This window comes from Paracoccus maritimus, assembly GCF_025195095.1.
In the GTDB taxonomy this organism is placed as follows: domain Bacteria; phylum Pseudomonadota; class Alphaproteobacteria; order Rhodobacterales; family Rhodobacteraceae; genus Paracoccus; species Paracoccus maritimus.
This window is the reverse complement of the sequence record NZ_JANAVZ010000005.1, coordinates 1-23,869: the sequence shown is the minus strand read 5'-3', so window position 1 is coordinate 23,869 and position 23,869 is coordinate 1. Positions and strand designations below refer to the sequence as shown.

The 23,869-nt window shown below is 62.2% G+C and carries 19 protein-coding genes and 4 pseudogenes; 11 read left to right on the top strand and 12 right to left on the bottom strand.

The genetic code is table 11. From position 1 onward, the window contains the following. Position 1 precedes the first annotated feature (1 nt). The 6 genes and pseudogenes from MU516_RS09765 to MU516_RS19445 all read left to right on the top strand — a co-directional run. Positions 2-2,062 carry a catalase gene (locus MU516_RS09765; RefSeq protein WP_260277043.1) on the top strand — a complete coding sequence of 687 codons (2,061 nt, stop codon included), beginning with the start codon at positions 2-4 and terminating at the stop codon, positions 2,060-2,062. Then, a complete protein-coding gene (locus MU516_RS09760; protein ID WP_260277042.1) occupies positions 2,059-3,078 on the top strand; it encodes a glycosyltransferase family 2 protein in 1,020 nt (339 codons plus the stop codon). The genes MU516_RS09765 and MU516_RS09760 overlap by 4 nt, the downstream gene beginning before the upstream one ends. Then, complete coding sequence (locus MU516_RS09755) at positions 3,075-4,157, top strand: acyl-CoA dehydrogenase family protein (RefSeq protein ID WP_260277041.1); 1,083 nt, start codon at positions 3,075-3,077, stop codon at positions 4,155-4,157. Before MU516_RS09760 ends, MU516_RS09755 begins: the two co-directional genes overlap by 4 nt. Beyond that, complete coding sequence (locus MU516_RS09750) at positions 4,157-4,882, top strand: PIG-L deacetylase family protein (protein ID WP_260277040.1); 726 nt, start codon at positions 4,157-4,159, stop codon at positions 4,880-4,882. The genes MU516_RS09755 and MU516_RS09750 overlap by 1 nt, the downstream gene beginning before the upstream one ends. Beyond that, complete coding sequence (locus MU516_RS09745) at positions 4,879-5,466, top strand: class I SAM-dependent DNA methyltransferase (RefSeq protein ID WP_260277039.1); 588 nt, start codon at positions 4,879-4,881, stop codon at positions 5,464-5,466. Before MU516_RS09750 ends, MU516_RS09745 begins: the two co-directional genes overlap by 4 nt. A gap of 5 nt (positions 5,467-5,471) precedes the next feature. Continuing rightward, positions 5,472-5,633, top strand: a pseudogene (locus MU516_RS19445) (IS3 family transposase); the annotation flags it as partial. A 531-nt stretch (positions 5,634-6,164) separates the two neighbouring features. Here MU516_RS19445 and MU516_RS09740 read toward each other — a convergent pair. The 3 genes from MU516_RS09740 to MU516_RS09730 are packed head-to-tail and all read right to left on the bottom strand — an operon-like array spanning position 6,165 to position 10,614. Then, positions 6,165-7,439 (bottom strand): c-type cytochrome, encoded by a 1,275-nt coding sequence (locus tag MU516_RS09740; RefSeq protein WP_260277038.1) that lies wholly within the window; start codon positions 7,437-7,439, stop codon positions 6,165-6,167. Then, on the bottom strand, positions 7,436-8,002 hold the full coding sequence (locus tag MU516_RS09735; RefSeq protein ID WP_260277037.1) for a (2Fe-2S)-binding protein: 567 nt from the start codon (positions 8,000-8,002) through the stop codon (positions 7,436-7,438). Before MU516_RS09735 ends, MU516_RS09740 begins: the two co-directional genes overlap by 4 nt. Beyond that, positions 8,002-10,614, bottom strand: coding sequence for a xanthine dehydrogenase family protein molybdopterin-binding subunit (locus tag MU516_RS09730; RefSeq protein ID WP_260277036.1), 2,613 nt, complete (start codon positions 10,612-10,614; stop codon positions 8,002-8,004). Before MU516_RS09730 ends, MU516_RS09735 begins: the two co-directional genes overlap by 1 nt. Positions 10,615-11,005: 391 nt before the next feature. Between MU516_RS09730 and MU516_RS09725 the strand changes: the two are divergent. After that, positions 11,006-11,122: pseudogene (locus MU516_RS09725) on the top strand (IS5/IS1182 family transposase); the annotation flags it as partial. A 227-nt stretch (positions 11,123-11,349) separates the two neighbouring features. Here the strand turns inward: MU516_RS09725 and MU516_RS09720 are convergent. Further along, positions 11,350-11,670, bottom strand: a pseudogene (locus MU516_RS09720) (integrase core domain-containing protein); the annotation flags it as partial. 35 nt (positions 11,671-11,705) lie between these two features. Here MU516_RS09720 and MU516_RS09715 point away from each other — a divergent pair. The 3 genes and pseudogenes from MU516_RS09715 to MU516_RS19440 form a co-directional block, all read left to right on the top strand. Continuing rightward, on the top strand, positions 11,706-11,891 hold the full coding sequence (locus MU516_RS09715; RefSeq protein WP_311319103.1) for an AMP-binding enzyme: 186 nt from the start codon (positions 11,706-11,708) through the stop codon (positions 11,889-11,891). A gap of 158 nt (positions 11,892-12,049) precedes the next feature. Further along, positions 12,050-12,301: a transposase gene (locus tag MU516_RS09710; protein ID WP_260277035.1), complete on the top strand. Its 252-nt coding sequence runs from the start codon at positions 12,050-12,052 to the stop codon at positions 12,299-12,301. After that, positions 12,302-12,565, top strand: a pseudogene (locus MU516_RS19440) (transposase); the annotation flags it as partial. It lies immediately after the preceding gene. A 113-nt stretch (positions 12,566-12,678) separates the two neighbouring features. Here the strand turns inward: MU516_RS19440 and MU516_RS09705 are convergent. After that, the gene (locus MU516_RS09705) at positions 12,679-13,572 is read right to left on the bottom strand and encodes a LysR family transcriptional regulator (protein WP_260277312.1); all 894 of its coding nucleotides are present in this window, start codon (positions 13,570-13,572) and stop codon (positions 12,679-12,681) included. A gap of 39 nt (positions 13,573-13,611) precedes the next feature. Then, the gene (locus MU516_RS09700) at positions 13,612-14,922 is read right to left on the bottom strand and encodes a short-chain fatty acid transporter (RefSeq protein ID WP_260277034.1); all 1,311 of its coding nucleotides are present in this window, start codon (positions 14,920-14,922) and stop codon (positions 13,612-13,614) included. Positions 14,923-15,286: 364 nt separating this feature from the next. Here MU516_RS09700 and MU516_RS09695 point away from each other — a divergent pair, with 364 nt between their 5' ends. Next, positions 15,287-16,432 carry an MFS transporter gene (locus MU516_RS09695; protein ID WP_260277033.1) on the top strand — a complete coding sequence of 382 codons (1,146 nt, stop codon included), beginning with the start codon at positions 15,287-15,289 and terminating at the stop codon, positions 16,430-16,432. On the opposite strand, the gene MU516_RS09690 is transcribed toward MU516_RS09695, so the two are convergent. The 6 genes from MU516_RS09690 to MU516_RS09665 form a co-directional block, all read right to left on the bottom strand. Next, complete coding sequence (locus MU516_RS09690; RefSeq protein WP_425606846.1) at positions 16,422-17,471, bottom strand: YeiH family protein; 1,050 nt, start codon at positions 17,469-17,471, stop codon at positions 16,422-16,424. The two genes, MU516_RS09695 and MU516_RS09690, sit on opposite strands and share 11 nt — an antisense overlap. Positions 17,472-17,493: 22 nt before the next feature. Further along, positions 17,494-18,696, bottom strand: a complete 1,203-nt coding sequence (locus tag MU516_RS09685; protein ID WP_260277032.1) for a flavin reductase — start codon at positions 18,694-18,696, stop codon at positions 17,494-17,496. Positions 18,697-18,760: 64 nt separating this feature from the next. After that, on the bottom strand, positions 18,761-19,834 hold the full coding sequence (gene ribB, locus MU516_RS09680) for a 3,4-dihydroxy-2-butanone-4-phosphate synthase (protein WP_260277031.1): 1,074 nt from the start codon (positions 19,832-19,834) through the stop codon (positions 18,761-18,763). After that, positions 19,831-20,571, bottom strand: coding sequence for an enoyl-CoA hydratase/isomerase family protein (locus MU516_RS09675; protein WP_260277030.1), 741 nt, complete (start codon positions 20,569-20,571; stop codon positions 19,831-19,833). Before MU516_RS09675 ends, ribB begins: the two co-directional genes overlap by 4 nt. Positions 20,572-20,588: 17 nt before the next feature. Further along, positions 20,589-21,767, bottom strand: coding sequence for a CaiB/BaiF CoA transferase family protein (locus MU516_RS09670; RefSeq protein ID WP_260277029.1), 1,179 nt, complete (start codon positions 21,765-21,767; stop codon positions 20,589-20,591). Between the two features lie 57 nt (positions 21,768-21,824). Further along, positions 21,825-22,955: an LLM class flavin-dependent oxidoreductase gene (locus MU516_RS09665; protein WP_260277028.1), complete on the bottom strand. Its 1,131-nt coding sequence runs from the start codon at positions 22,953-22,955 to the stop codon at positions 21,825-21,827. Positions 22,956-23,869 lie beyond the last annotated feature (914 nt).

The window sequence follows — 23,869 nt, the reverse complement described above, 5'->3', positions numbered from 1 at the left end:
GATGACTCGTAAGACCTCCAAGACCCAGCCAACCGACGGTGGCGAGACCCACCAGACCGCCCAGGACGGCCACGAGACCATGACCACCCAGGTCGGGATGCCGATTGCGGATGGCCAGAACAGCCTTAAGGTGGGCCGTCGCGGCCCGCACTTGATCGAGGACCAGATCTTCCGCGAGAAGCTGTTCCACTTCGATCACGAGCGCATCCCCGAGCGCGTCGTGCACGCCCGCGGCTATGGGGCCCATGGCACGTTCGAACTGACGCAGTCTCTGGACGACGTCACCCGCGCCAAAGTGCTGACCGAGGTTGGCGAGAAGACCGAGGTGTTCGTCCGCTTCTCGACCGTTGCGGGCAACAAGGGCTCGGCCGACCTTGCCCGGGACGTGCGCGGCTTCGCCGTGAAATTCTACACCAAGGAAGGCAACTGGGACCTTGTCGGCAACAATATTCCCGTGTTTTTCATCCAGGACGCGATCAAGTTCCCCGACCTGATCCACGCCGCCAAGCAGGAACCCGACCGGGCATTCCCCCAGGCCCAGACCGCTCACGACAACTTCTGGGATTTCATTTCGTTGATGCCCGAGGCGATGCACATGGTGATGTGGATCATGTCGGACCGCACCATCCCGCGCAGCTTCCGGTTCATGGAAGGTTTCGGGGTCCACACGTTCCGCCTTGTCAACGACGCAGGCAAGTCCAGCTTCGTTAAGTTTCACTGGAAGCCGCAGCAGGGGATGCAGTCCGTGCTGTGGGACGAGGCCGTCAAGATCAACGGCGCCGATCCCGACTTTCACCGGCGCGATCTCTGGGATGCGATCCAGAAGGGCGATTATCCGAAATGGGATCTCGGCGTGCAGATCTTCGACGAAGATTTCGCCGACAGCTTCGACTTCGACGTGCTGGACGCGACCAAGCTTGTCCCCGAGGAACAGGTTCCAGTGCGCATGGTGGGCACGCTGACGCTTGACCGGATGGTGGACAACTTCTTCGCCGAGACCGAGCAGGTCGCCTTCCAGACCGGCAATATCGTGCCGGGCATCGAACATTCCAACGATCCACTGCTGCAGGGGCGGAACTTCAGCTACCTCGACACCCAGCTGAAGCGCCTTGGCAGCCCCAACTTCAACCACATCCCGATCAACGCACCACGCTGTCCCTTCGCGCATCTCCAGCAGGACGGTCACATGGCGATGCACAAACCGCAGGGCCGCGCGAATTACGAGCCGAACAGCCACGGCGAGGGTCCGCGCGAGAATCCCGAACGCGGCTTCCGGTCCTACCCGGCCGAGGAACAGGGGGAAAAGCTGCGCGTGCGCTCGGAGACGTTCGCCGATCACTACAGCCAGGCGCGGATGTTCTATCTCAGCCAGACCGACACCGAGAAGGATCACATCGCCGATGCGCTGATCTTCGAGCTTTCCAAGGTCGAGGCGGTCTCGATCCGCGAACGGATGGTGTCGCATCTCGTCAACATCGACATCGGCCTTGCCGAGATCGTCGCGGACGGGCTCGGTCTGAACGAGGTGCCAGTGGCGGCGGAACCGGCGCGGCCGGTGATCGACACCGACCTGTCGCCAGCGCTCAGCATCCTCGCAAACGCGCCGGATACCTTCTCAGGGCGCAAGCTGGGCGTGCTGGTGACCGACGGCATCGACGCAAAGGTCCTCGAGGCATTAAAGCTGGCGGCCGAGGACGCCGGCGCAACGGTAGAGATCGTGGCCGAGAAGGTTGGCGGCATCACGTCCAACCGGGGGCAGCGGATTGAAGCGGACCAGAAGCTTGATGGGGCGCCGTCGGTTCTCTATGACGCCGTGGCGGTGATCGCCTCCGACGAGGGTGCCACCAGGCTGGGACGGGTTCATGCGGCCCGCGGCTGGCTTGCCGACGCCCATGCGCATCTCAAATTCATCGCGCTGTCAGAGGCGGCACAGGCTGAATTCTGGCCGAAGGCAGTCCCCGATGACCCCGACGCAGGCGTCTTCGTCCTTTCGGCGGATGACGGAGCCGAGGACTTCCTGACCGCCTGCGCCAGGATGCGGTTCTGGGACCGTGGGGCATGAAAGGGTCGCGCCGCTTCGGTGCGGGCGATCCCTGGCCGGTGGCGATCACGATCCCGGCGCGTAATGAGGCAGACCGCATCGCGGACTGCCTGGACGCCGCTGCGGAAAGCTTGCGGCGCCGCGGCGGCATCGTGGTCGGGGTCAACGGCTGCTCGGACCGGACGCTTGAACGCACGCTTGCCTGGTTCGCAGCGCGCGGGGCAAGCGGCCTCGTCCTCCACTGTCCTGACGCAGCAGGGGGTGGAGTCGGCGCCGTGCGGCGGGACCTTGTCGCCGCCTGTGCGCCGTATCTAGCGCCGCGCGGCGTGGTCATGACGACGGATGCCGACAGCCGGATCTTTCCCGACTGGGTCGAGGCAAACCTGGATGAATTGAACCGGGCCGACCTGATCTGCGGCACCGTCCTTCCCGATCCGGCCGAATTCGTGCGCCTGCCGCCTGTCATCGCGCGACGCGGGGCGCTGGAGGGGGAATACATGGCGCTGACAATTGCCCTGAAAAGCGCCATCGATCCGGTTCCGCACGATCCGGACCCGCCCCACCTGTCCGAGCCCGGCGCGAGCCTCGCCTTCCGCATGCCGCTCTACAACGACGTTGGTGGCTTCCCTGCCCTGCCATCCGGCGAGGATCGCGCCTTTGCAGGTTGCGCGGACCTGCGGGGCTGGCGTGTCCGCCATTCCGCGCGACCGCGCGTGCAAACGTCGTGCCGGCTCGATGGGCGCGCGCCCGGGGGCATGGCCGAAGCGCTGCGATCCCGGATCCACGCCCCCGACCCGGTTCTCGATTGGCTGCTGGAACCTGCCGAGGCGACAGTGGCCCGGGCCCGGCTGCGGTCTGAGCTGCGCGAACTCTCCGCCCGGCCCGACATCCCCCCTGAGGCCTTGTCCGCGGCGCGCCTGCACCTTGCCGGGATGCCGCGCATGCGCATGCGCCTTTCCGACATCCCGCGGGAACTGCCGCGCCTCGCTGCGGCGCTGGCAAGCGAACGGGCCAGGCGGGAAAGGGCGTCGGCATGAGGGGGACCGCCGCGCCCCGGCGCATCCAAGATGACGAACAGGCCGTGTTCGCCACCATCGCCGCCGGCGCGGCAGAGGCCGATGCCGGCCATCGCGACCTGTCGGCGGACATGGCCTTGCTGGCAACCTCGGGCATCCTGCGACGATTGTGCGCGGTGGCCGATCCCGCGGACCATGTGGATCTTCTGCGCCGCATCGGTGCGGCCAGTCTGCCGGTCGGTCGTCTGGCCGAAGGCCACATGAACGCGATGCGTCTCATCGCGATCTACGGAACGCCCGCGCAGCGGTGTGCCCATGCCGCGGAAGCCCTGAACGGCAGGGTGTACGGCGTGTGGGGGGCCGATGATGACCCGCCGGTCGAATTGCGGGTGCATCACGATGGGCGACTGATCCTGGCAGGCAGCAAACGATTCGCCTCGGGCTTGAAGATCGTCAGCCGCGCCATCCTTCCTGTCGGAACGCCCGAAGGTCCGCGTCTGGTCATCACCAATGTCGCCGACGCCCGCCGCGCGGACCAGAGCGTCTGGCAGACCTCGGGGATGCGGGCGACCGTCTCGGGCCGCTACGACTTCGACGGCCTCGAGGCAGAGCCGCTGGGTGGGGCTGGCGACTACCTGCGTGAGCCTTATTTCCAGGGCGGGGTCTGGCGCTATGCCGCGGTGCATGTGGGCGGCCTGGAAGCGCTCGCCGAGGCGGTGCGCAGGGCGGTGCGCGGCTTCGGCGACGCTGCCAACGAGGCGCAGCTGCACCGTGTCGCGCGTGTGGCGGGCCTCGCGCACGGGGCGCGCCTGTTCGTCACAGATGCCGCGTGCAGGGTCGAGGCACCCAGCGCCGGCGAGGAAGATGTCGCCCTGTCCCTTGCGGCGCGCGAGACGGTAGAGACCGCGTGCCTCGAAGCGATGGCGTTGGCCGATCGCGCGCTTGGCACCCGGTCGTTCGTGACCGGGCATCCGGTCGATCTCCTGCGCCGGGATCTCGGGTTCTTCCTGAGGCAGGCTGACCTTGACGGCAAGCTTCGGCGGGTCGGCCGGACCCTTTGCGAATCCCGGAAACCGATCGGCGCAATCTGGAGCGACTGATGATCGTTTTCACATCTCTCGTAGGTCAGACTCGCGATGCGCCGGCCGTCGGCATTTCCGAACTTGCGGGATCGGGCGACGTGCTGGTGCTTGCCCCCCATCCGGACGACGAAAGCCTCGCGATGGGCGGGGCGATCGCGGCCGCTTCCGCAACCGGCCGCCGGATCCATGTCGCGGTCGTGACGGATGGCGCGCGGTCGCATCCCAACTCCAAAAGCCATCCTCCCGACCGTCTTCGGGCGCTCCGACGCCGCGAGGTGGGGCTGGCAGTAAAGATCCTCACGGAGGGGAGCGGCGTGGTCCACTGGCTTGGCTACCCGGACATGGCCGCGCCGGATAACCAAGCGTGCTTCGCGGAAGTCGAGACGGCCCTGGCGCCGGTGTTTGCCGACGTCACGGCGATCTGGACCACCTGGAACGGCGACCCGCACCCCGATCACCAACGTGTCTGGCGTCTGGCGCAGTGGCTGACGCATCGTCACTGCGGCGTTCGAATGTTCGCCTGCCCGGTCTGGGGACGTGTCCAGCGTCCCGTGGCTGGGTGCGGATGGCAGGGGGCGCGACGGTTCCGCAGCCAGGAGCATCGCGGGACCAAGTCCCGTGCAGTCTTCGCCCATGCATCGCAGATGACCGACCTGATCCGCGACGACCCGGATGGTTTTAGAATGCCACAGGCCCTGGCACGCCATTTCATCGTCAGCGACGAGATCTTCATTCCGTCATGACCCGGGATGCAACATCCTTCGATGCGCTCTACAAGGCCGAGCCCGATCCTTGGAACTACGAGACCAGTGCCTATGAGGCCGAGAAGTATCGCCGTTGCCTCGCACTGCTGCCAAGATGCAGATACCCACGCGGGCTAGAGATCGGATGCTCCATCGGCGTGATGAGCGCGGAGATCGCCCAACGCTGCGACAGCTTGCTTGCCCTCGATTTCGCGCAGACGGCGGTAGCACGGGCACGGGCGCGCGGGATCCCAAATGCCCGCTTCGAGGTCGCAACGATACCCGCAGAATGGCCCGCGGGGCGATGGGACCTGATCGTTCTTTCCGAGGTTCTGTATTACCTCGGTCCCGCGGAACTCGACAGGACCGTGACCCTGGTTGCGAAATCTCTGGCCGCAGGCGGTTGCTGTCTCGTCGCCGGCTATACCGGCCCGACCGAAACCACCCTGAGTGCGCTTGACGTACAGGATCGCCTGCTGCACGGCCTCGCCGAGGCGCACCCCCGGCACGCCATCTACAAGGATCGAGACGCGTCCTGGATCGCGGCGATCTTCGAATGCCGCACATGTCCGGCGGGGGGGTGAAGATAGCGCTTGTTGAAGCTCACCAGTTGTGCGGCGACATTGCCCACGCCCACAGCTTCTTCAACCTGCTCGAACGCTAGAGAATCAGGCGCCGCACGTACCGGACGCGTCAGGAAGCCGGACGGGCGTGGTCGGCCACGCAGAGATGTTTTTACAACCCAAAGCGCATCCGCATTCCGGCCGCCAACGGATCGGCTGGAAAGTGATGGTAGGGGATGAATTTCCAGAAGGGCTAACTTCGATCATTCGCAAGGTCAGGATCGAATGACTGGCATGAGCCGGCAGCGAGCCGCTGGCCCCTTCTTCTCAGATCTCCACCGCCTCCACCATCGCGAGCGCGTCTTCTAACCTGATCCCGAGGACGCGCATCATGCTTGCCAAGCGCAGTGTGAATCTCGTCAAACAGCCCGTTCAAATTGGGCAGTGACATCGGCAGGGCTGAGCGACGCATTACGGGAAACGCATTCTGAACTACTCTCCCGCAAAACGTCTTCCTTCCTGCCGCAGATAGTCAAGAAACAGGGGAAAGGCGCGAGAGTGATGGCGACCGTTGGAATAGAATGCGTAATACCCTGCGACCGCTGTATTGCTGCTCTGAGAGCGTACATGGTCGTGGCGTTGCCGTGACGGACTTGTCCCACGGGGCATCCATCCATTCCTTCGAAAGGATCGCACCATCAAACCGTGGGATCAAACGCCTAGTGGCTCTCATTACCTTCAAGCACCGAGGTGACGGCGCCGGTGGTCACGTCGCCGGGCCTCCCGCCCCACCTTTCGCGTAGATAATTGACCAATTCAGCCATCTGCTGATCGGACAGCATTCCGCCGAAAGCGGGCATCGCCTGCATACGCTCTCCCTGTGCGAGATCGCGTTCGGGAATGCCCTCGGCGATGATGCGGATCAGGTTCAGCGGGTCGCGATACATCGCGGTGGTATTGGTATCCAGCGGCACTGACGAATGCGGCTGGCCCTGACCATTGTCGCCGTGACAACCGGCGCACAACCCCAGATACAGCGTATGCCCGTCCACCGCAGTCGCTCCACCCGGCGGCCGCTGTTGCGGGCCGGGCAGTTGCGTGCCGTCGGCAAGGTAGTCGGCGATCGCGGACAGGTCATCCTCGGACAGGTGACTGGTCGAATGCGACAGGACCGGGAACATGCGAAACGTCATGACACCCTGAGGGGACAACCCGCGATGCAGGAATGCAACCAGATCTTCTCCGGACCAGCCGCGCCGCGCTAGCGCGTCGGGGCGCAGATCGGGGGCATAGGCGCCCTCGATGACCTCACCGGCAAGATGATCGTCGGTCAGCGCATAAGCCACATTGCGGGGCGTGTGGCATTCGCCGCAATGGCCCAATACATCGACGAGATATTCGCCCTGCGGATTTTCAAGGCCCTGTGGATCGAACGGTTCGGCCTCGGGGCGGAACAGCGCGTTCCAGACCGCGATGCCGGGCCGGATGTTGAACGGAAACATCAGATCGTCAGGGCGGTTCGGCTTGTCCACCGGACGTTGCTGCATCAGCCAGAGCCACAGCGCGTCGGAATCCGCGCGGGTGATCCGGTGATAGCTGGGATAGGGCATCGCCGGATACAGGTTGCGCCCGTTCGGCGCGACGCCTTGCGCGACCGCCCGGTAAAGGTCGTCGGCGCTGTAGTCGCCGATACCATGTTCGGTCGAGGGCGTGATATTGGTGCCGTAAAGCGTGCCCATCGGCGTTACCATCGGCAGTCCGCCGGCCAGATCCGAGCCGCCATCCGGATCGGTGTGACAGGCCGCACAATCGGCGGCGCGGGCCACCCACCTACCCCGCTCCAGCATCTGCTGACGCTGGTCGGCGCCGAGATTGGCCAGATCCACACTTGCCGGCGGGGTGGCACCACGGTCACGGCCGATCCAGAACAGCACGCCCACGGCGACGACGGCGATCAGCACCAGCAGCCCCAGTATCCTCAGCAGCCGGATCATGCCGGGCGCTCCGCCGCCGCGACCGTGCCGATGGTTAGGCCAGGGGTGCTCAGGATCACGTCACGCACCGCTTGGTAATAGCGGACATAGCCGGTGCAGCGGCAGATATGCGGGTCCAGCGCCTTCAGGATGGCGTCCTCGACATCCTCAACCGGGATCGGCGCGCGCTCCAATCGCTCGACCAACACGGTCGCAGCGTTCACGAAGCCCGGCGTGCAATAGCTGCACTGGAATGAAAAATGTTCCAAAAACGCCTGCTGGACGGGCGAGAGCACAGGATTGCCCTGATCGTCGCGCCCTGCGATCCCTTCGATCGTGCGGACGGTCTTTCCGTTCAGCCAGGCGACACCGGTGATACAGGCCGGTACGGTCCGACTGCCGCCATCGGGATCGTCCACGATAATGGCGCAGGCACTACAGACGCCTTGACCGCAGGACAGCCTTGTGCCGGTCAGATTCAGGTATTCCTGCAAAAGTTCGACCATCATCAGGTCTTCGGGCAGATCCAGCGGCCCGACCTGCTGGCCGTTGATGGAAGCAGTAAAATTGATCCGGCCGACCATCACAGCACCTCCTGAATACGGGTCGCGCTGATCGGGAATTCGCGGAAGCGATGGCCGGTGGCGTGCGCGATGGCGTTGGCGCATGCGCCGGCGACGGGGATCATGACCACCTCGGCCATGCCCTTGGGCGGGTCCGCGTCGTTCAGTGGTGGCAGCACATGGCCGGTCTGGGACCATACCGCCACCTCGGCGGCACGCGGCAGGTGATAACGGCTGAAGTTCCATGTGCCGTTGCCCGGTCCCTCGGGGCCAAGCGGCAGATCCTCGTAAAGCGCGTGGCCGATACCCATGGCGACCCCGCCCTGCAACTGGCCAGACACCAATTCGGGAACGATCTGGGTGCCGCATTCCAGCCATGTCTTGTGCGACAGCACATGGACCTTGCCCGACCCGGTCTCGACCGCCAGTTCGATCACGGTCGCGCAGGGGGCGTAGTAGACCGTGCCGGCATTGTTGCGCTGGACCGGCGGGTAATGAACCTGCACGCGTGGCTGGAACGCATAGCCCCCATCGGTCATTCGGGCCTTTGTCACGTCGTCGGCCGCCTCGCCCCACTTGACCGACAGCGCATCGATGGCGGCCCTGAACCGGTCGCCCCCGATCTCGAAATCAGCCTCTGCCCAAGCCCATCGGTTGAAGGTATGCACGCAGACGCCGGTGATCATTCCGCGCGCATGGGCGTGGGCGGCCAGGCGTTCCAGCGACAAGGGCTGCATCGAACGCGCGGTCAGCATGCCGTCGCGCCATTCCAGATCCTCGAATTCGACGGGTTCCGGCAACATCTGGCCGCCCGATTCGCCGCCCGACCAGATCGACCGCGCCGCCGGCCACAGCGTCAACCGCAGCAGAAGCTGCGCGGCCTGCCGCGAGGCATGTGTGAAGTAATAGGCCGAGTTCGACGCCGAGCGCGGCGAGGTGAAGCGCGGCACCCAACGCGGATCCTGCGCCAACCGGTCCTCGTCCTCTTGCGAGGTCGTATAGGGCTCGTCCTCGGTGTGCAGAGGCATCTGCGGCCAGTCCTGGACCGAGAATTCCACCTCGTCGGCGGGCCTGCCCAGATGTGACTGCACCACCAGCAATTGCGAGGTGGTCGAGCCGCAGCCAATCTCGGACGCGACATGGCGCATCTTCAGCCGACCTTCGCGCGTTACCTCAAGCTGCACGACGGCGGCTTCGGCGCCCGTGCCGAAATCCTTCTGCACGGCGGCGAAACCGGTGCCGTGGACCATGCCGGGATTTTCGGCCTCGAACGAGGCCTTGCGTTCGTGTCGGCCGGTCCACATCGGGTCCCCGGCCGCAAGTTCCAGAATCTCGGCCGCCCTCAAGTGGCCCGAAGGTACCGCCCCCTGGGTGTTCTTCATGCCGGAACGGATGACGTTGCGAAGTCGCAGTTCGATGGCGTCGATCTGCATTTCCGACGCGATTTCATCGACCAGCATCTCAGTCGTGGCCATGGATTGCAGAGTGCCATAGCCACGCATCGACCCCGCGGTGACGTTGACCGAGGGAAGCATCTGCACGGAAAGATCGCTGCTTGGCATGTAATAGATCGACTGAGCCGCCGTCACGGCAACCGTGCCCACTGAGGGGCTGAAATTCTTCACCCCGCCGCCGTCGCCGGTCATGTCGCAGGTCATGATCTGGAACCGCCCTTCCGCATCGACTGCAATAGCGGTCCTTATGTCAAACGGGTGCCGCTTCAGCGCGAACTGGAAATGTTTCCAGCGGTCCAGCGCCAACCGCACGGGCCGCCCTTCCGCATAAAGCGCCGCAATTGCGACATAGTATGGGAATGACTGATGTTCCTTCTGGCCATAGCCAACAGTGTAGCCTGTGACGAAATCAAGCTTGCTCAACGTCATCCGGCTGGCCGACATCATGTCTAAGATGTGATGCGCTACAGTATAGGGCGATTGCGTCGCGCCGACGACGTTCAGCCGGCCCTGTTCGGGCTGATACCACCCGAGGCCGTTTTCCACCTCCATCGCGGCGGGGTCGACTGACTGGCTGTGATAGTTGCGGGCAAAGACCCGCCAGCCTTCCGGCGGATCTTCCATCTTCGCGCGCAGATCTGCGGAGTGGCGCATCGCATCGCCAAAGGCCGCGTCGTCGGGGCCGGGCCAATGCACGCCTCTGTCGTCGGTCTGCGGCCAGACGACGAGATCCTTCATCGGCGAAAAGCGATCAGCGCCGCGCGGGTCGTCGCCGCCAATCCGGACATAGCGAGCTGCGCCATATGGGGCGCGCGCGGTTGAGTCGGCCACCTCGCCCCAGAGGAAAATGCTGTCGACGAATTGCAGCTTCTTGCGGGCAGCCCGGAAGCGTTCGTAATCGTGCCAGATGCCAATCGCGACGGGCTGGCCCAGCATTGGCGGGACGGCACCGGGGGCAAGGAAGAAGTCGCCGTAGAAATCGGATTGCGGCATCGCGACCCCGTCCTGCTGAAGCCGTTCAGCGTCGATCAGAACGTCCGGCTCAAGATCGGGCCGCAGCAGAGACAGGTCCAGTCCTTTATAGATGCGATTCGTGTGCGGGACGTGAATGGTCAGCGCGTGTGATTGCCGATCAGGCCAGCCTTCGATATCGCGCGCCCGTACGTCGATAGAAAACACCTTGCTACCAGTTACCTTCGCCATACCGTCCCGGCGGTAACGCAACTTTCCACCCGCGAACCAACCATGGTCCTGACCAACGGCCGTATTCATCATCGCGGCTCGGGCCTGCCCTAGTGGCCTTACCGCCGCGGCAACTCCGAGTGCGGCGGCGGCTGCCAGAAACTCTCGGCGCGATAGATCAAGATGGGGCATTCTCTCTCCGCTTCCTTGCGGATGCGAGTTGGCCGCGGAAAAAACGGACGAAGTCGCACGCGCGAACTGAATATCCAACCCTTGGCACGGAGAATTGTTCCAAGCTAAAGGAACCGCGAGGGGAACTTATCGTCCGCCAGCCATTCGTTGGGGGAATAGGGTGTGGAACGGCATGCAAAACTGACCCCTTTCTTGAGGTGAACGCATCGCTTCACGGGATCCCGGCGTTCAGACTGCCGAGATCCACATCCGCATTGCCGTCATCAGCCGCTTCAACGCACTCGTCTCGGCCGAGATCGAGCGCATGGCATGAACTCAACGGGAAAGGGGAAACCTCGCTCGAAGACTGAGTTCTGCGACAGCGCGATCGACCACCACCAATGGTCTCATCGCTGCAAACCGAAGCAACACAACTCGATCGGCACGACCCGATCATAGGTTAAACTGCGCCAGATCCTGTGAAAGGAATGGGAAGCACTCAACCGCGATTCAGGTCCCATAGCCCCTAGCCTGCCGCTCTCGTGTTGTCCGGTTTGAGAGTTATTGCAGGATTGGCCCTTGGTCCATCGGGATGGTGGTCCCGGGCGCCGGTGGCCGATAGCCCAGGGCGCATGGGGCCGCACAGTGTTAGTGGCGGCGCCATCGTTCGATCAGGATCCGCGCCTCTCTCGGCGAATGGAAGATCTCGCCGTTGAGCAGTTCGTCCCGAGGCCTGGCGTTGACGCTCTCGACATGGCCGTTTTCCCAGGGGGATCCCGGTTCGATCTACGCGGTTTTGGCACCGACGGCCTCGATCCGCTCGCGGAGCTTGATGGCCATGAACTCGGGCCCGTTATCCGACCTGACATACGCCGGAGGGCCAGTCGCCGCTGACCTTCATCTGCCTGAATGCCCGCGTGGAACGACCCGATTCCGAGATCCTCGCCGAATGCGTCAAACGGGTTAGGGACGAGACCGGCCCAGTCGCCTCCTTCCGTATGGGCGTCATCATCGAGCGGCTGCCAAAAACTCGCTCCGGCAAGATCATGCGCGCCACCATGGCGAAACTGGCCGACGGAGAACTCTTCGGCGCCATCCGGTGACACAGGGCGTCGGGGTTCTGTTGGCACAGTGATGACACGGGCGCGAAACGCAAAAAAGGCCTCCCGTCTGGAAGGATCTTAAGCATCTGTATTATTTTGTGAATTTGGCTTCGCTGGCTCACATTGGACACTGTTTTATATGCAGAGTGGCTCAATGATTGGCTTCTGCCACGCAAACCATCAAGGTCTCACTGTCCCATCATCTTGATGTGAGCCCCTATCGTCTGGTCGCCCTGCACTTAGCGCTGCCCGACTTCAGTACGCTGAGCCATAGTCAGAAGACCTTGGCTGTGAACATTCCACAACGTGGTTCGCAGAGGCCGCTGAATCAGCCGATCGATAGCGCCGACATGCAAGCCGAGGGCGAAGGAGAGTGGCATGAACGTGAGCACCGCGACGTGAAAAGCTGAATATGGCGCAAGATCCAAATCGTTGTCGATGAACGAACGCCGGAGATCCACGCTGGCGCAATCATAGGTAGCAACGTCGGTGACTCGCCCATGCAGGCGAGATCATTCAACCAGATTCCCGCCAACGTGAAGATCTGGAGGCTCTCCGCGGATGGTGCCTACCATCTCCGCAAGTGTCACGACGCGTCGCGGTTGCGACGTGGAAGCCGTCATCCCTCTCCGCAAGGACGCCACGCCATGCAAGCTTTGGACCCCTGGCACGATCGCCGGGAACGATATGCTCCGCAGCTCGAAAAGCCTTGGCCGCGCCATCGCGCGAAAATGAGGCGGATACGCGATGCCGGAACCTTGCGAGTGCCCCGCTCCATGAACGTGGACTACTCCTCTGCGGTGTTCAGGAAAGTACTTATTTCCGCAGCCAGTTCTGCAACGTTCAATGCAAGCCGACCAGTGGTCGGCGGTGCGACCATTGCGCGGAACGGAATCAATGGAAATGCGGTCGACGTCCGGAGACGGATCAGGTGACCCCGCGCAAGCGCCTCGTCATAGCACTTTACGGGCAACAACGTTATGCCTAGGCCGGAGATTGCCAAAGACGCGGCCACCCCCATGCTTTGGCACGTTCCGGCATTGGCGGTTCGGGGATGGTTGTTGAACCATTCGGTGATCGAAATCGTGTGATAGCTTTCCTCGGCCAGCGAAATCATGGGCATCTCTGCCAGATCCGAGGGGGTGTACACGGTGTCGGGACAGCACAGCGAAGGCCCGGACATCCAAGCGAATTCAACAGCGCCGAGATCACGCACCAGATAGCGCCCGTTCTGATTGCCTCCCGGCGCCAGAACCAGATCCAGACGGCCCGATTCCAGCCCCTGTTCCAGTTGTCGGGTCAACGCCTCTTCGATCTCGACCTGCACACGCGGGTAACGCACGCGCAGCGCGGCGACCAGTTGCGGCAGCCAACTCATCGAAACCACTTCGGCGACACCGATCCTGATCCGTCCGGAATTCATGCCAGTCTCGGCCAGTCGGTCGTTCATCTCCGCAGCACTGCGCAGAACCTGCTCGACATAAGGGATCAGGTCGCGTCCGATCTCTGTCGGCCTGACCATACCGGGCGAGCGATCGAACAACGTGACGCCCAGTTCCCGTTCCAGTTCTTGTATTCGCATCGACACGGTCGATTGTGTCGAGTTCAGCTTTTCGGCGGTGGCCTTGAAGCTGCCCAACCTGACCGCCCAGTACAGCGTTTCAAGCCTGCGCAGATTCATCGCCACTGCCTCCTTCTTCTCGTATGCGATTGCGCGGGCTCAGAACACCAGCAACCCTGTCATGATGATGATTGCAGAGACAAGCGTGTGCATCATGCAAAAGCCCATTATGTCGCGCGCCTTGAGCCCCGCGATAGCAAGAATCGGCAATGCCCAGAACGGCTGGATCAGGTTGGTCCACGCGTCACCCCAGGCGACCGCCATCGCCACGCGCGGAACATCGGCACCGATCTGCTGCGCGGCTGCCGTCATGATGGGGCCTTGCACTGCCCATTGGCCACCACCGGATGGAATGAAAAGGTTGAGCATGCCGGCGGACAGGAATGACCAGATCGGCAGAGTGGCGGCGGTGGACACGCTGATAAAGAAGTCGCTGAGCGCCTCGGACAGACCCGACATGGACATGATCCCCATGATTCCCGCGTAGAACGGAAACTGGATGACGATGGCCCCGACATGCTTGACGCCCTCGTTCAACGAGTCAAGGAACCGACGAGGGCTGCCATGCAGGATGATTCCGGCCGCCAGGAACAGCAGGTTTATGCTGTTGATGTTCAGCCCCGCTCGGCCTGTCAGCAGGCTGGACAGCACATAATAAAGTGCCGCGCCGCCGATGATCAGCGACAGGATCCGGCTGTTCTCGATCTTGTCGGCCAGAGTGTGGTCTTTATGATCATCGACCTTGATCGCGTCTTCCTTGCGCAGCTTTTCCGCATCGACAAGAACCGGATCGTCTATCCCGCGCAGCATCATCAGGTTCACGACAGGGACCGCGATGAACAATGCAACAACGATGAACAGGTTGAAGACGGTGAAAAGCGTTTGAGAGGTCGAGATGATGCCGATGCTGCCCTCGAGGAAATGACCCGGAGTGGCGATCAGCAGCGGGATCGAGCCCGAAAGTCCACCGTGGAAAACGATCCAGCCTGAATAGGCGCTGGCCACAAGCAGACGATAATCGACGTTCTGCACCTTGACGGCGATCCGCCTTGCAAGGATTGCCCCCACGATCAGCCCAAGTCCCCAGTTCAGCCAGCTTGCCGTCAGAGTGCCGAGGCAGACCAGCAATATTGCCGTTGTCGGCGTTGTCGCCAATGACGAGAACCGGTTGAGGATCCGGCTGAACAGCGGGGTCGTCGAAAGCACGAAACCGCTGATGACGATCAAGACCATTTGCATCGAGAACGCCAGTAGGTTCCAGATGGAATCCCCCCAGTAAGTCACCAGATCCTGGGGCGGCGTTCGCATGAACACGATGGCGGCGAGCGCCGACAGGATCGTCAGGATATAGGCGAACAGAAGCGGGTCCGGCATCCATCTTTCGACCGCACGAACCGATAGTTTAAACATTGTCTTGAACATTCAGCGCCCTCCCCAAGCGCGTCTGGCTCCCAGCTGGTCGACGCGACCGACTTACAGCGCCCTCGGGCATCCGGACGGGTTGCACGTCAACATAAATTGCCAGATCTGTGTTGGTGCAGCGTTTCCTCCTTCGCTGACACGCTGCCAAGAGAACCTTTCCTGTGCGGTCTTCTCAAGCGAGTTAATCTGTTACAGGCTCGTCAAGATTATTGAACCCAGCCAGCGTGGGACCGGGCGCAACAACAATTCTGGTCTGCTCATATCAGGCTTTCTGGCTTGGTTTGGCGCCAGCAAGGCCGATACCTGTTCAAAAAGCGATTGCGCGCACAACCAGTGCGGAAAGGTTTCCACCATGGCTGAGACGCGGCAGCAGATCCTGATCGTTCTGGCGGGAGCGGCCGGGCCGTTCGTCGGAATAGGATTGGGCCGCTTTGCCTATAATCCGCTCTTTCCGCAGTTGATAAACCAAGGATGGATCGCGTCGGCCGACGGTGGGTATGTCGGTGCGTTCAATCTGATGGGGTATCTGTGTGGCGTGTTCGGTGCGCACCGAATGGCCGCGAAGGGCGGCCTGAGGTTCAGCATGAACTTCGGCATGGCCGCGATGAGCCTGTCGTTTCTGGCCTGTGCGTTTGATCTGGGGTTGATCTGGCTGTGCGTATGGAGGCTTGTTGCCGGCTTTGCGGGCGGAATCCTGATGGTGCTGGCCGGTCCGGCGGCGCAGGCGGGTGTCGCCGAACGGTTTCGTGGCGTGGCGAGCGGCGCCGTCATCGCCGGTGTCGCGTCAGGCATCATGCTGGGCGCAGCGCTGACACCAGCCTTGCCGCATATTTCGCTGTCATGGGCTTGGTTGTTCCTGTCGGCGCTGACCGGACTGATCTGGTTGCTGACGTCCCGGATCTGGCCCCGAACCAGACTGCACCCCACGTCTTCGGGTTGGAGAGCCGTTCCAGGCGCGGCCCCCGCCATCATCGCATATGGCCTAGCTGGCGCAGGCATGATTCCACACATGGTCTTTTTGTCAGATCTTCTGATCCGGTCCTATGGCCAAGGAACGAAAGTTGCCTCGGCTGCCTGGCTGCTGTTCGGACTGGGCGGGTTTCTTGGCGCTCTTGCTGGTGGCAGGTCGGCGGATCGCCTCGGCGGGCGGAACAGCTTGTTGCTGTGGCTTGTAGTACAGATCGCGGCGGTCGCGCTGCTGTTGGTAAAATCCGCCCCCGCGCTGCTGACTGGCGGCGCCCTGGGCGGTTTCGCCGGTATCGGTATGACCGCGGTCGTTCTGGGATACGCCCGCCGCCTTGCGCCGCAGGATGCGGGCAGCATCTGGATGGCGGCCACGGGTGGCTTCGCAATCAGTCAGGCGCTGTCATCTTTCGTCATGGCGCGGCTGTTCGCGATACAGGAATCGCACGTCTTGATCGTTCAGGCGGGCCTATTTTTTTCCTGTTCGGGTCTGGCCGTCATGCTGTTGTGGCGCCCATATGCCGTCACGCGATGAAACGCATCCCGATAATCACGAACACCGCCAGAAACAGGGTTTCGACAATCAGCAGGCCGATGGCACCGGCACCGACATCCAGCATCCGTTTCAGTGATGTCTTGATGCCCACGGCTGCGATCGCCACCGACAACGCCCATTGGCTGACATCTCCGGCAATATCGCTGACCTCAGATGGAACAAGTCCGACGGAGTTCATTCCCGCCAGCGCAAGAAACGCGACGACAAAGCCCGGAAGCAGAGGCAGTTTTTCTCTCTGGGTGGTGCTGCCACGGCCGGAATACCGGACGAACAATGAAAAGCTGAGCACAACGGGCACCAGCATCGATACCCGGATCAGCTTGACCAGGGTGGCGGTTTCGCCGACCTCCGGGCTGACAGAAAAGCCCGCACCGACAACCTGCGCGACGTCGTGGATCGTCCCGCCAAGAAAAACACCGCTCTGGCCGGGTGTCATCGCAAGCGACAAGGCAATGATCGGATAGACAATCATCGCGAAGGTCGAAAGCAACGTTACCGACAAGACCGTAAAGGCAAGGTCGCGTTCGCTCTTTTCGTGCCGGGGAAGGACAGAGGCGATCGCCATTGCAGCAGACGCGCCGCAGATGGCGACCGCGCCCCCCGATAGCAAAGCGAAGGACCACTTATGCCCGAACAATCTTGCCACAAGCAAACTGAACAAGATCGTGCATATCACTCCGGACATGACCAGAAGGACCATGACAAACCCCAGGTCCGCGACCATTGCCGCAGACACCCGCGCGCCTAGCAGCGCGACCCCGACCCGCAGGATTGTCCGAGCCGAAAACGCCACGCCGGCGGCGGTACGGGTGTCGGGCTCGGCGAGAAAATTCAGCGCCAGACCGATCAGCAACGCCATGAGCATCGCCGGCATGCCATAGTGCTCGGCCAGGAACTGCGCCGTGATCGCCACGAGGATGGACACTGCGATACCCGGCATGACGTTATGCAACGTCGAACCGATATCGCCCCTGGCGAAATGCGGCCTGGGAACCAGAGTCCGGATGCGACCGATCATGTGCCGGGCATGCCCGCCGAATTCAACCAGCACAGTTCGCATCCGCGACAGGGGCTGTGCCGCCGATCCGTTCCGTCGCGAGCTTCGTCGCATCCAGCAGCCGCGCAGTCCATACGTTGATGTTTTTGACCGGCATGCTTCCCGGCGGGCCCCATAGGGTCAGAGCCAACTGAACCTCGGACTGCGCGTCAAAAATCGGCGCCTGCGCAAAGTGGAATTCATGCTCTTCGGCATCGCACAGGCTTGCAGGGTTGTAATGATGCAGCGTGGCCGCGATGCGGCGGCGCAACTCGGCCGATGTGACCTTGGGATCGCCCGCCGATTTCCAATAGGCCGCCTGTTCCCACGCAAGGCTGTGTTCATGGCCCAGCCCCATTGCAAATCCGCGACGCCGGATCTGTTTGATCGTGTCGGTTGCGACAGCTCGTTCAGGACTGCCCGCGGCACCCGCATTCGCAAGCCACATCGCTTGCAGTTCGGGCGAACACCAGCTTGCGAAAACACCGCCGATCGGCGGCATGAAGGGAAGATGCTGGCCGACGCGGGACGGAAAATCGACAGCGCGCGACCGCCCGTAGGAGCCGATAAGCACGATCTCTTCGTTGAAAAGGGCAACGGCGGATACTTCCGTATCCAGTTCCTGTGCGAGCGATTCGGGCAAATCGCGGATGCGGTCCAACAACCGGACCTTGTCCATCAACGCGGTTTCACTGCTGAGGAGCGACTGCGACGTGAATGTCCCAAAGCCGCCGCGATAGAATAGAAGTGGCGTGCCGGGAGAAGCCGCGGACAGGTCGTCGACCTGGCAGACGACGATGTCATGATCGCCGGCATCGTGGACGGTCACGGGCCGGCAGTGGATATGGGCCAGCGATCCTATGATCATCGGATCGCCGCAAGAAGACGCGGTGAACGCGACATCCTGAAATTTATCAGCGCTTTTGGAGGCGAGAACGCGACAGATATCCTCCTGGCTCGCGCCCAGGATGTTGATGCAATAGTGCTTGCAGCCAGCCAATCTGGCCCAGGACGATGACGATTTGGCGGGCATGAAGGACACCAAGGGCGGGTCAAGAGAGACCGAACCGAAACTGCCCAGAATCATGCCGATCGGCTGACCAGCGTCATCAATGCCGGTGACTGCGACCACACCGGTTGGGAAATTTCCCAGAACATCGCGAAATTGGCTGGATGTGACGGCGGTAGCGGCGGGGGACGTGGTCATTCAAACCTCTTGCGGTTGCGGTTTCAGTGGGGACGAAGGTCGGCTCATGCCTGTACCCGATGTGTCAGTCCGCACGCTCGATCGACGCTATGCTGATGCCAAAGCCGCCCAGACCCACATAGCTGACATCCCGTTCCGCAATCAGCTTGATCCGTGTCACGCCAAGGCAGTTCAGGATCTGCGCCCCTAAACCGACCTCCAGCCATTGGCGATGCCGTTGCTGTTCCGACGCCGATACCTCGGTGTCCAGCGACGCCAACGGAACGCCGCAAGAACCTTCGCGCAGATAGACCAATACTCCGCATCCATCCGACTGCATCTTGCGCAAGCTGCGGTGAACGATACTGTCCTGCACGATCACATCCGTGACGACAGAGGACCGGTGAATACGGACCGGCACGGGCCGGTCGACGCGGATGTCACCAAAGACAAAGGCGAAATGACGGATCGAATCGAACGGTGTCGAAAAGGCATAACCCGTCAGCCTGCCGATCACGCTTTCCGACTGAAAGGGTTCGGACCGCTTGATGAGCACTTCGCGCGCGCGACGCCAATAGATCAGCTCATCGACGCTGATGATCGGCAGGTGGTGGGCTTCGGCAAAGTCTTCGATCTGCGCTCCCTTCATGACCGTCCCGTCGTCATTGGCCAGTTCGCAGATGACACCGACCGGCGGCAGCCCTGCCAGCTCGCACAGATCGACTGCGGCTTCGGTATGGCCCGACCGCATCAGCACACCGCCGTCGCGGGCGATCAGGGGAAAGACATGGCCGGGACGCACAAAATCCCGTGCGCCCATATTGGGATTGGCAAGACTGCGGATCGTGTTGCTGCGCTGCTCGGCGGAAATGCCGGTGGTCAGGTCGTGCGCGACATCGACGGACACGGTGAAGGCCGTGCCAAGCGGCGCGTCGTTTTCCGACACCATCGGCGTAAGATGCAGGCGCTGCGCCTCGGTCCTGGACAGCGGGGCGCAGACGATGCCGCAGCTATTGCGGATGATGAACGCCATGGATTGCGGCGTACAATGCGTGGCGGCCATGACCAGATCGCCCTCGGCCTCGCGGTCGGCGTCGTCTGTCACGATCACCATTCCGCCTTCGCGGATCGTTGCGATTACCCGTTCCACATTACTCATTTTGCGTTCGCTTTCTGGTAGGCGGCAAGGCGGTCTTTCAATCCTGGTTCGGCCAATGAGCGAACCATATCGGCCAGATCCTGGTCCTCGCTCACTCTGCCGGTCATCCCGAGGATGCGCGCGACCGCGCCGTCGGGAAAGGGCACCGGCAACTGCGAGAGAGATGCGACCGTATCCTCGAACTCGTCCTCTTGAACGAGATGGGTCAGCAGCCCGCAGTCCAGCGCCTCATCTGCCCCTACGATGCGGTTCTCTATCAGGATCCGCCGTGCCATGTCGGCACCGACGATCGCCGCAAGATGGCGAGTGCCCAGCGCGACTCCGAAACCGAAGCCCGGAAAGCGGAACCTCGCCTTTGGCGTTCCAATCCGCCAGGTGCAGGAGATGGCAAGATCCGCGCCCGCCCCATAGGCCGCCCCTTGCACCATCGCGATCGAAGCGACAGGCCCGCGCCGCAGCCTTTGCAACAAGGTCTCGATACGCACGAGGCGCAGCAGGATGTCACCTTCGGACTGCGTTTCAGCCTCGCCCAGGTCAAAACCGGCCGAAAATGCGCGATGCTGCGATCTGAACCTGACAACCTGCTGGCGCCCCGTACTGTGCTGGATTTCCGCAATTCGAGTCATTTCCGCGATCAGGCGTTCGACCAGCGGGGTGCCAAGCGCGTTGGCCCGCTCCATTCGCGCAAGCGTGATCGTCTCAACGTCAAGCCTGGCGTCGCGCTCGACTGACAGCATGTGGTCTTCCCCGGCGTTCATGCATGCCACTCCGACATGACATCCTCGTCATGTTCGCCAAGTGCAGGAGGACGGCGACGGATCGAATAATTGAAACCGGTCAGCCCGACCGGAAAACCGACGGTCGAAACGTCGGCCCCGTTGGGCATCTCAGTTCGGGTGATCCAACCCGCCTGCCGGACGTGTTCGTCCTCCAGAATTTCCCGGAAATCGTTAATTGGTGCGCAGGGGATGCCTCTGGCGTCGAACTCGGTCAGCCAGTGGTCAGCGGACCGGGTCAAAAAGATCGGCTGCAGTATGTCGGCAAGCTCACCTTGATTGGCGGCGCGTAGCGACTGAGTGCGAAATCGCGGATCGTCGGCCAGTTCGGGTCTTTGGACCACAGCGCAGGTATCGCGCCACAGCTTGTCGTTCCCAGCTGCAATCGTGAACGGACGATCGGCGGACTCGAACCCCTGGTAAGGCGCATTGCGAGGATGTCTGGAGCCCAGCCTTTCAGGCGGCGCCCCGGTGCCGAAGAACTGGCTGGTCTGCAGCGCCGAAACCCCCAGCAGCGCCCCGAGGAGCGAACAATCTACATGCGCACCGACCCCGGTCTCGCGTGCGCGGTTGACCGCTGCCAGGCTGACGAAAGCCGCATACAGACCCGCGGCGAAATCCCCTACGGGAACACCGCACTTGACCGGAGGGCCGCCGGATTCGCCTGTCACGCTCATCAAGCCACTCATGGCTTGCACCGTCACGTCGAACGCACCCTTCTGCGAGTATGGACCGGTCTGTCCGTATCCGGTGATCGAGCAGTACACGAGCCTGGGATTGATGGCTCTGCAGTCTTCGTATCCGAAGCCGCTGCGTGCCAGCGCACCCGGCCGGAAATTCTCGATCAGCAGATCGGCCTTGGCCAACAATCGGCGAAACCGCGCGGCATCATCGGCATTCTTGATGTCGAGGGCGACAGAACGCTTGTTTCGGTTCAACGAGGTGAAGTTCCCGCTGAAGTCGCCACCATCGGCCGAATGATGGATGGGCGGCCAACTGCGCATTCCGTCGCCTCCATCGGGTCGTTCGATCTTGACCACATCCGCACCCAGATCGGCGAACAGGCTGCCCGTGAACGGACCCGCCGCGATCTGTGCGAATTCAAGAACGCGCAGGCCAGCCAGTGGACCGCGGGTGTCGGTTGTTTCGTCGCTCATGCTTTTCGCCTGTCTTCAAGTTCTTCAGGGGATGGATCGCGTGGCAGGTGCAGCTTGTCAGACGCGCAGGCCCGCCTGTTTCATAAGCGGGATCACCCGGTCACCAAAGAACTGAAGGTCATTGATGTAATCGTAGAAGTTGACCTGCACGCCGTCGCAGCCAGCTTCCTTAAGGCGCCGGAAGCCATCGACGACTTGTTCCGGCGTGCCGACGATGTGGACATTCCCGCCGATGACCCACTGATCGCGGCTTGCGCTCTTCCACGAAGACTGATCGCCCCCCATGAACGTGGCATAGAAGTTGTCTGCGGCGACGCTATCCTGCTGCGCAAGGATTCGGTCGTATTGCGCGCGCGCTTCCGTTTCGGTTTCGCGGCAGATCACATGCGGATTGATGACCGTCTTGATGTCCCGACCTGCCGCGCGCGCCAGATCCTTGATTTTGCGGTTGTGATCGGGAAGCGCCTCGACGGCGGCATCCAGGTCGGCTCCGGCAGGGCTGGTGATGAAGATCAGATCCGAGTTGCGGATCGCATAGTCCATGCCCGCCTTCGACGACGACGCATTCACAAGCAAGCAACGACCATTGACCGGTTTGGGCGAGACAAAGGCGTTCTTTGTCTTCCAGAACTGGCCATCGAATGTCACCTCGTCTGGATCGGACCACAGTCTGCGCATGAGCGAGACGAACTCCTCTGCCATGACATAACGCTGATCGTGCTCGATCTGGCCAAGCCCGAACATCTCGACCTCGGATTTCTTGTATCCCGTGACCATGTTCAGGCCCCAGCGCCCGTTACTCATCTGATCAATCGTGGCGCCAAATTTCGCCAGATGCAGCGGGTGCCAACCGTAGAGAATATGCACGGTCGAAACGAGCATGATCCGCTTGGTGATCGCGGCCAGACCGGCGGTGATCAACAGCGGATCGTTGGCATCCTCGCGGAACTTCATCTCGCCGCCATATCCGCCCTTGCCCATCCATTGAGCAAGTCCGAACACAAGGTCGAATCCCATTTCTTCGGCCATCAGCGTGCAGCGCGCGTTGTAGTCAAAGTCGGGTCTGGTATCCCGCGACGCGAGCGACGGGCTCCATGCACCGGATTGCAGAGGCAGAAACAGTCCCAGCAGAAGGGGGTTTCGCTTTGCTTCCTCCAAAGCCGGGATCGTGTGCAGTTCCTCGGACATGTGTTCCCTCCGTTCAGTGCGGGGCGGGACGGAACGCGCCGCCGCCATCCTCATCGCAAGCACCAGAAGCAGCAGGTTTGCTGCTCTTTGGCTGATCTTGTTGTGGTATTCGTCGGGACATCCGATCGGCCCGTCGATGACAGGAGAAAGGTAAGGTTCCGCACCGCGCCCCGGCAAACGAGTAAAGTGGAGGCGGTTCCTACAATTGATTTGAACCGGGGGAAGGAGGGTCAAACCTATGGGAGTGGAACGGACGTGGTGCTCATGCTGCGTTGTAGTGCCTGGATCATATTCTTCGACCCGGAACGACCGCTGAAACAAGGCCTGCCTCAACGCTGTTTAGATTTATGGCGCACACGCGGGAGAACCCAGTTGAGGCCATGCGACGGCAGCGCAGATGGAAAGTGCCGGAGTCCGCGACCCGGCCACTGCTCTGTGAACCCCTTTTTTGCGGCCTCTTCGGTGGCGCGGCCTTCCGTCTTCCAGGAGGAATGGGCACCCTCGACATAGCTTACCTTTTCGAGGCCCATCTCGTGCACTGCCGCCGTGGCAAGCGCGGAACGCCAGGCGCCGCCGCAGCAAAAAAACAAATGCTCTGTCTTCGCCGAAGAAGGATTTTTGGTTCGGGCTGTCCGGGTTGACCCAGAACTCCAACGCGCCGCCTGGTGAGTGGGACGCGCCGGTCAACGAGGTTATGTGCCTCGCCACCTTGGCAGCGTCTCGACCTCAGCCTGAGAGAATTTTTCGATGTCTATTCGGCTTCGTCGAGCAATTGCAGATAACGCATTTCCACGGTTAGCATCCGGCGTAGGCCGCGGTCATACGACTTGGCGGTGCTCCGCAGCTTTCCAGTTCCATGGCAGTAGAGCGTGCACCTGGGAAGCGGTCGTTTCAGGTAGTCGTGCGAGGACGTC

Bases quoted from the DNA above. Each gene is read 5' to 3' on its own strand.
- MU516_RS09765 (WP_260277043.1), top strand. From the start codon at position 2: ATGACTCGTAAGACCTCCAAGACCCAGCCAACCGACGGTGGCGAGACC.
- MU516_RS09760 (WP_260277042.1), top strand. From the start codon at position 2,059: ATGAAAGGGTCGCGCCGCTTCGGTGCGGGCGATCCCTGGCCGGTGGCG.
- MU516_RS09755 (WP_260277041.1), top strand. From the start codon at position 3,075: ATGAGGGGGACCGCCGCGCCCCGGCGCATCCAAGATGACGAACAGGCC.
- MU516_RS09750 (WP_260277040.1), top strand. From the start codon at position 4,157: ATGATCGTTTTCACATCTCTCGTAGGTCAGACTCGCGATGCGCCGGCC.
- MU516_RS09745 (WP_260277039.1), top strand. From the start codon at position 4,879: ATGACCCGGGATGCAACATCCTTCGATGCGCTCTACAAGGCCGAGCCC.
- MU516_RS09740 (WP_260277038.1), bottom strand. From the start codon at position 7,439: ATGATCCGGCTGCTGAGGATACTGGGGCTGCTGGTGCTGATCGCCGTC.
- MU516_RS09735 (WP_260277037.1), bottom strand. From the start codon at position 8,002: ATGGTCGGCCGGATCAATTTTACTGCTTCCATCAACGGCCAGCAGGTC.
- MU516_RS09705 (WP_260277312.1), bottom strand. From the start codon at position 13,572: ATGAATCTGCGCAGGCTTGAAACGCTGTACTGGGCGGTCAGGTTGGGC.
- MU516_RS09700 (WP_260277034.1), bottom strand. From the start codon at position 14,922: ATGTTTAAACTATCGGTTCGTGCGGTCGAAAGATGGATGCCGGACCCG.
- MU516_RS09695 (WP_260277033.1), top strand. From the start codon at position 15,287: ATGGCTGAGACGCGGCAGCAGATCCTGATCGTTCTGGCGGGAGCGGCC.
- MU516_RS09690 (WP_425606846.1), bottom strand. From the start codon at position 17,471: ATGATCGGTCGCATCCGGACTCTGGTTCCCAGGCCGCATTTCGCCAGG.
- MU516_RS09685 (WP_260277032.1), bottom strand. From the start codon at position 18,696: ATGACCACGTCCCCCGCCGCTACCGCCGTCACATCCAGCCAATTTCGC.
- ribB (WP_260277031.1), bottom strand. From the start codon at position 19,834: ATGAGTAATGTGGAACGGGTAATCGCAACGATCCGCGAAGGCGGAATG.
- MU516_RS09675 (WP_260277030.1), bottom strand. From the start codon at position 20,571: ATGCTGTCAGTCGAGCGCGACGCCAGGCTTGACGTTGAGACGATCACG.
- MU516_RS09670 (WP_260277029.1), bottom strand. From the start codon at position 21,767: ATGAGCGACGAAACAACCGACACCCGCGGTCCACTGGCTGGCCTGCGC.
- MU516_RS09665 (WP_260277028.1), bottom strand. From the start codon at position 22,955: ATGTCCGAGGAACTGCACACGATCCCGGCTTTGGAGGAAGCAAAGCGA.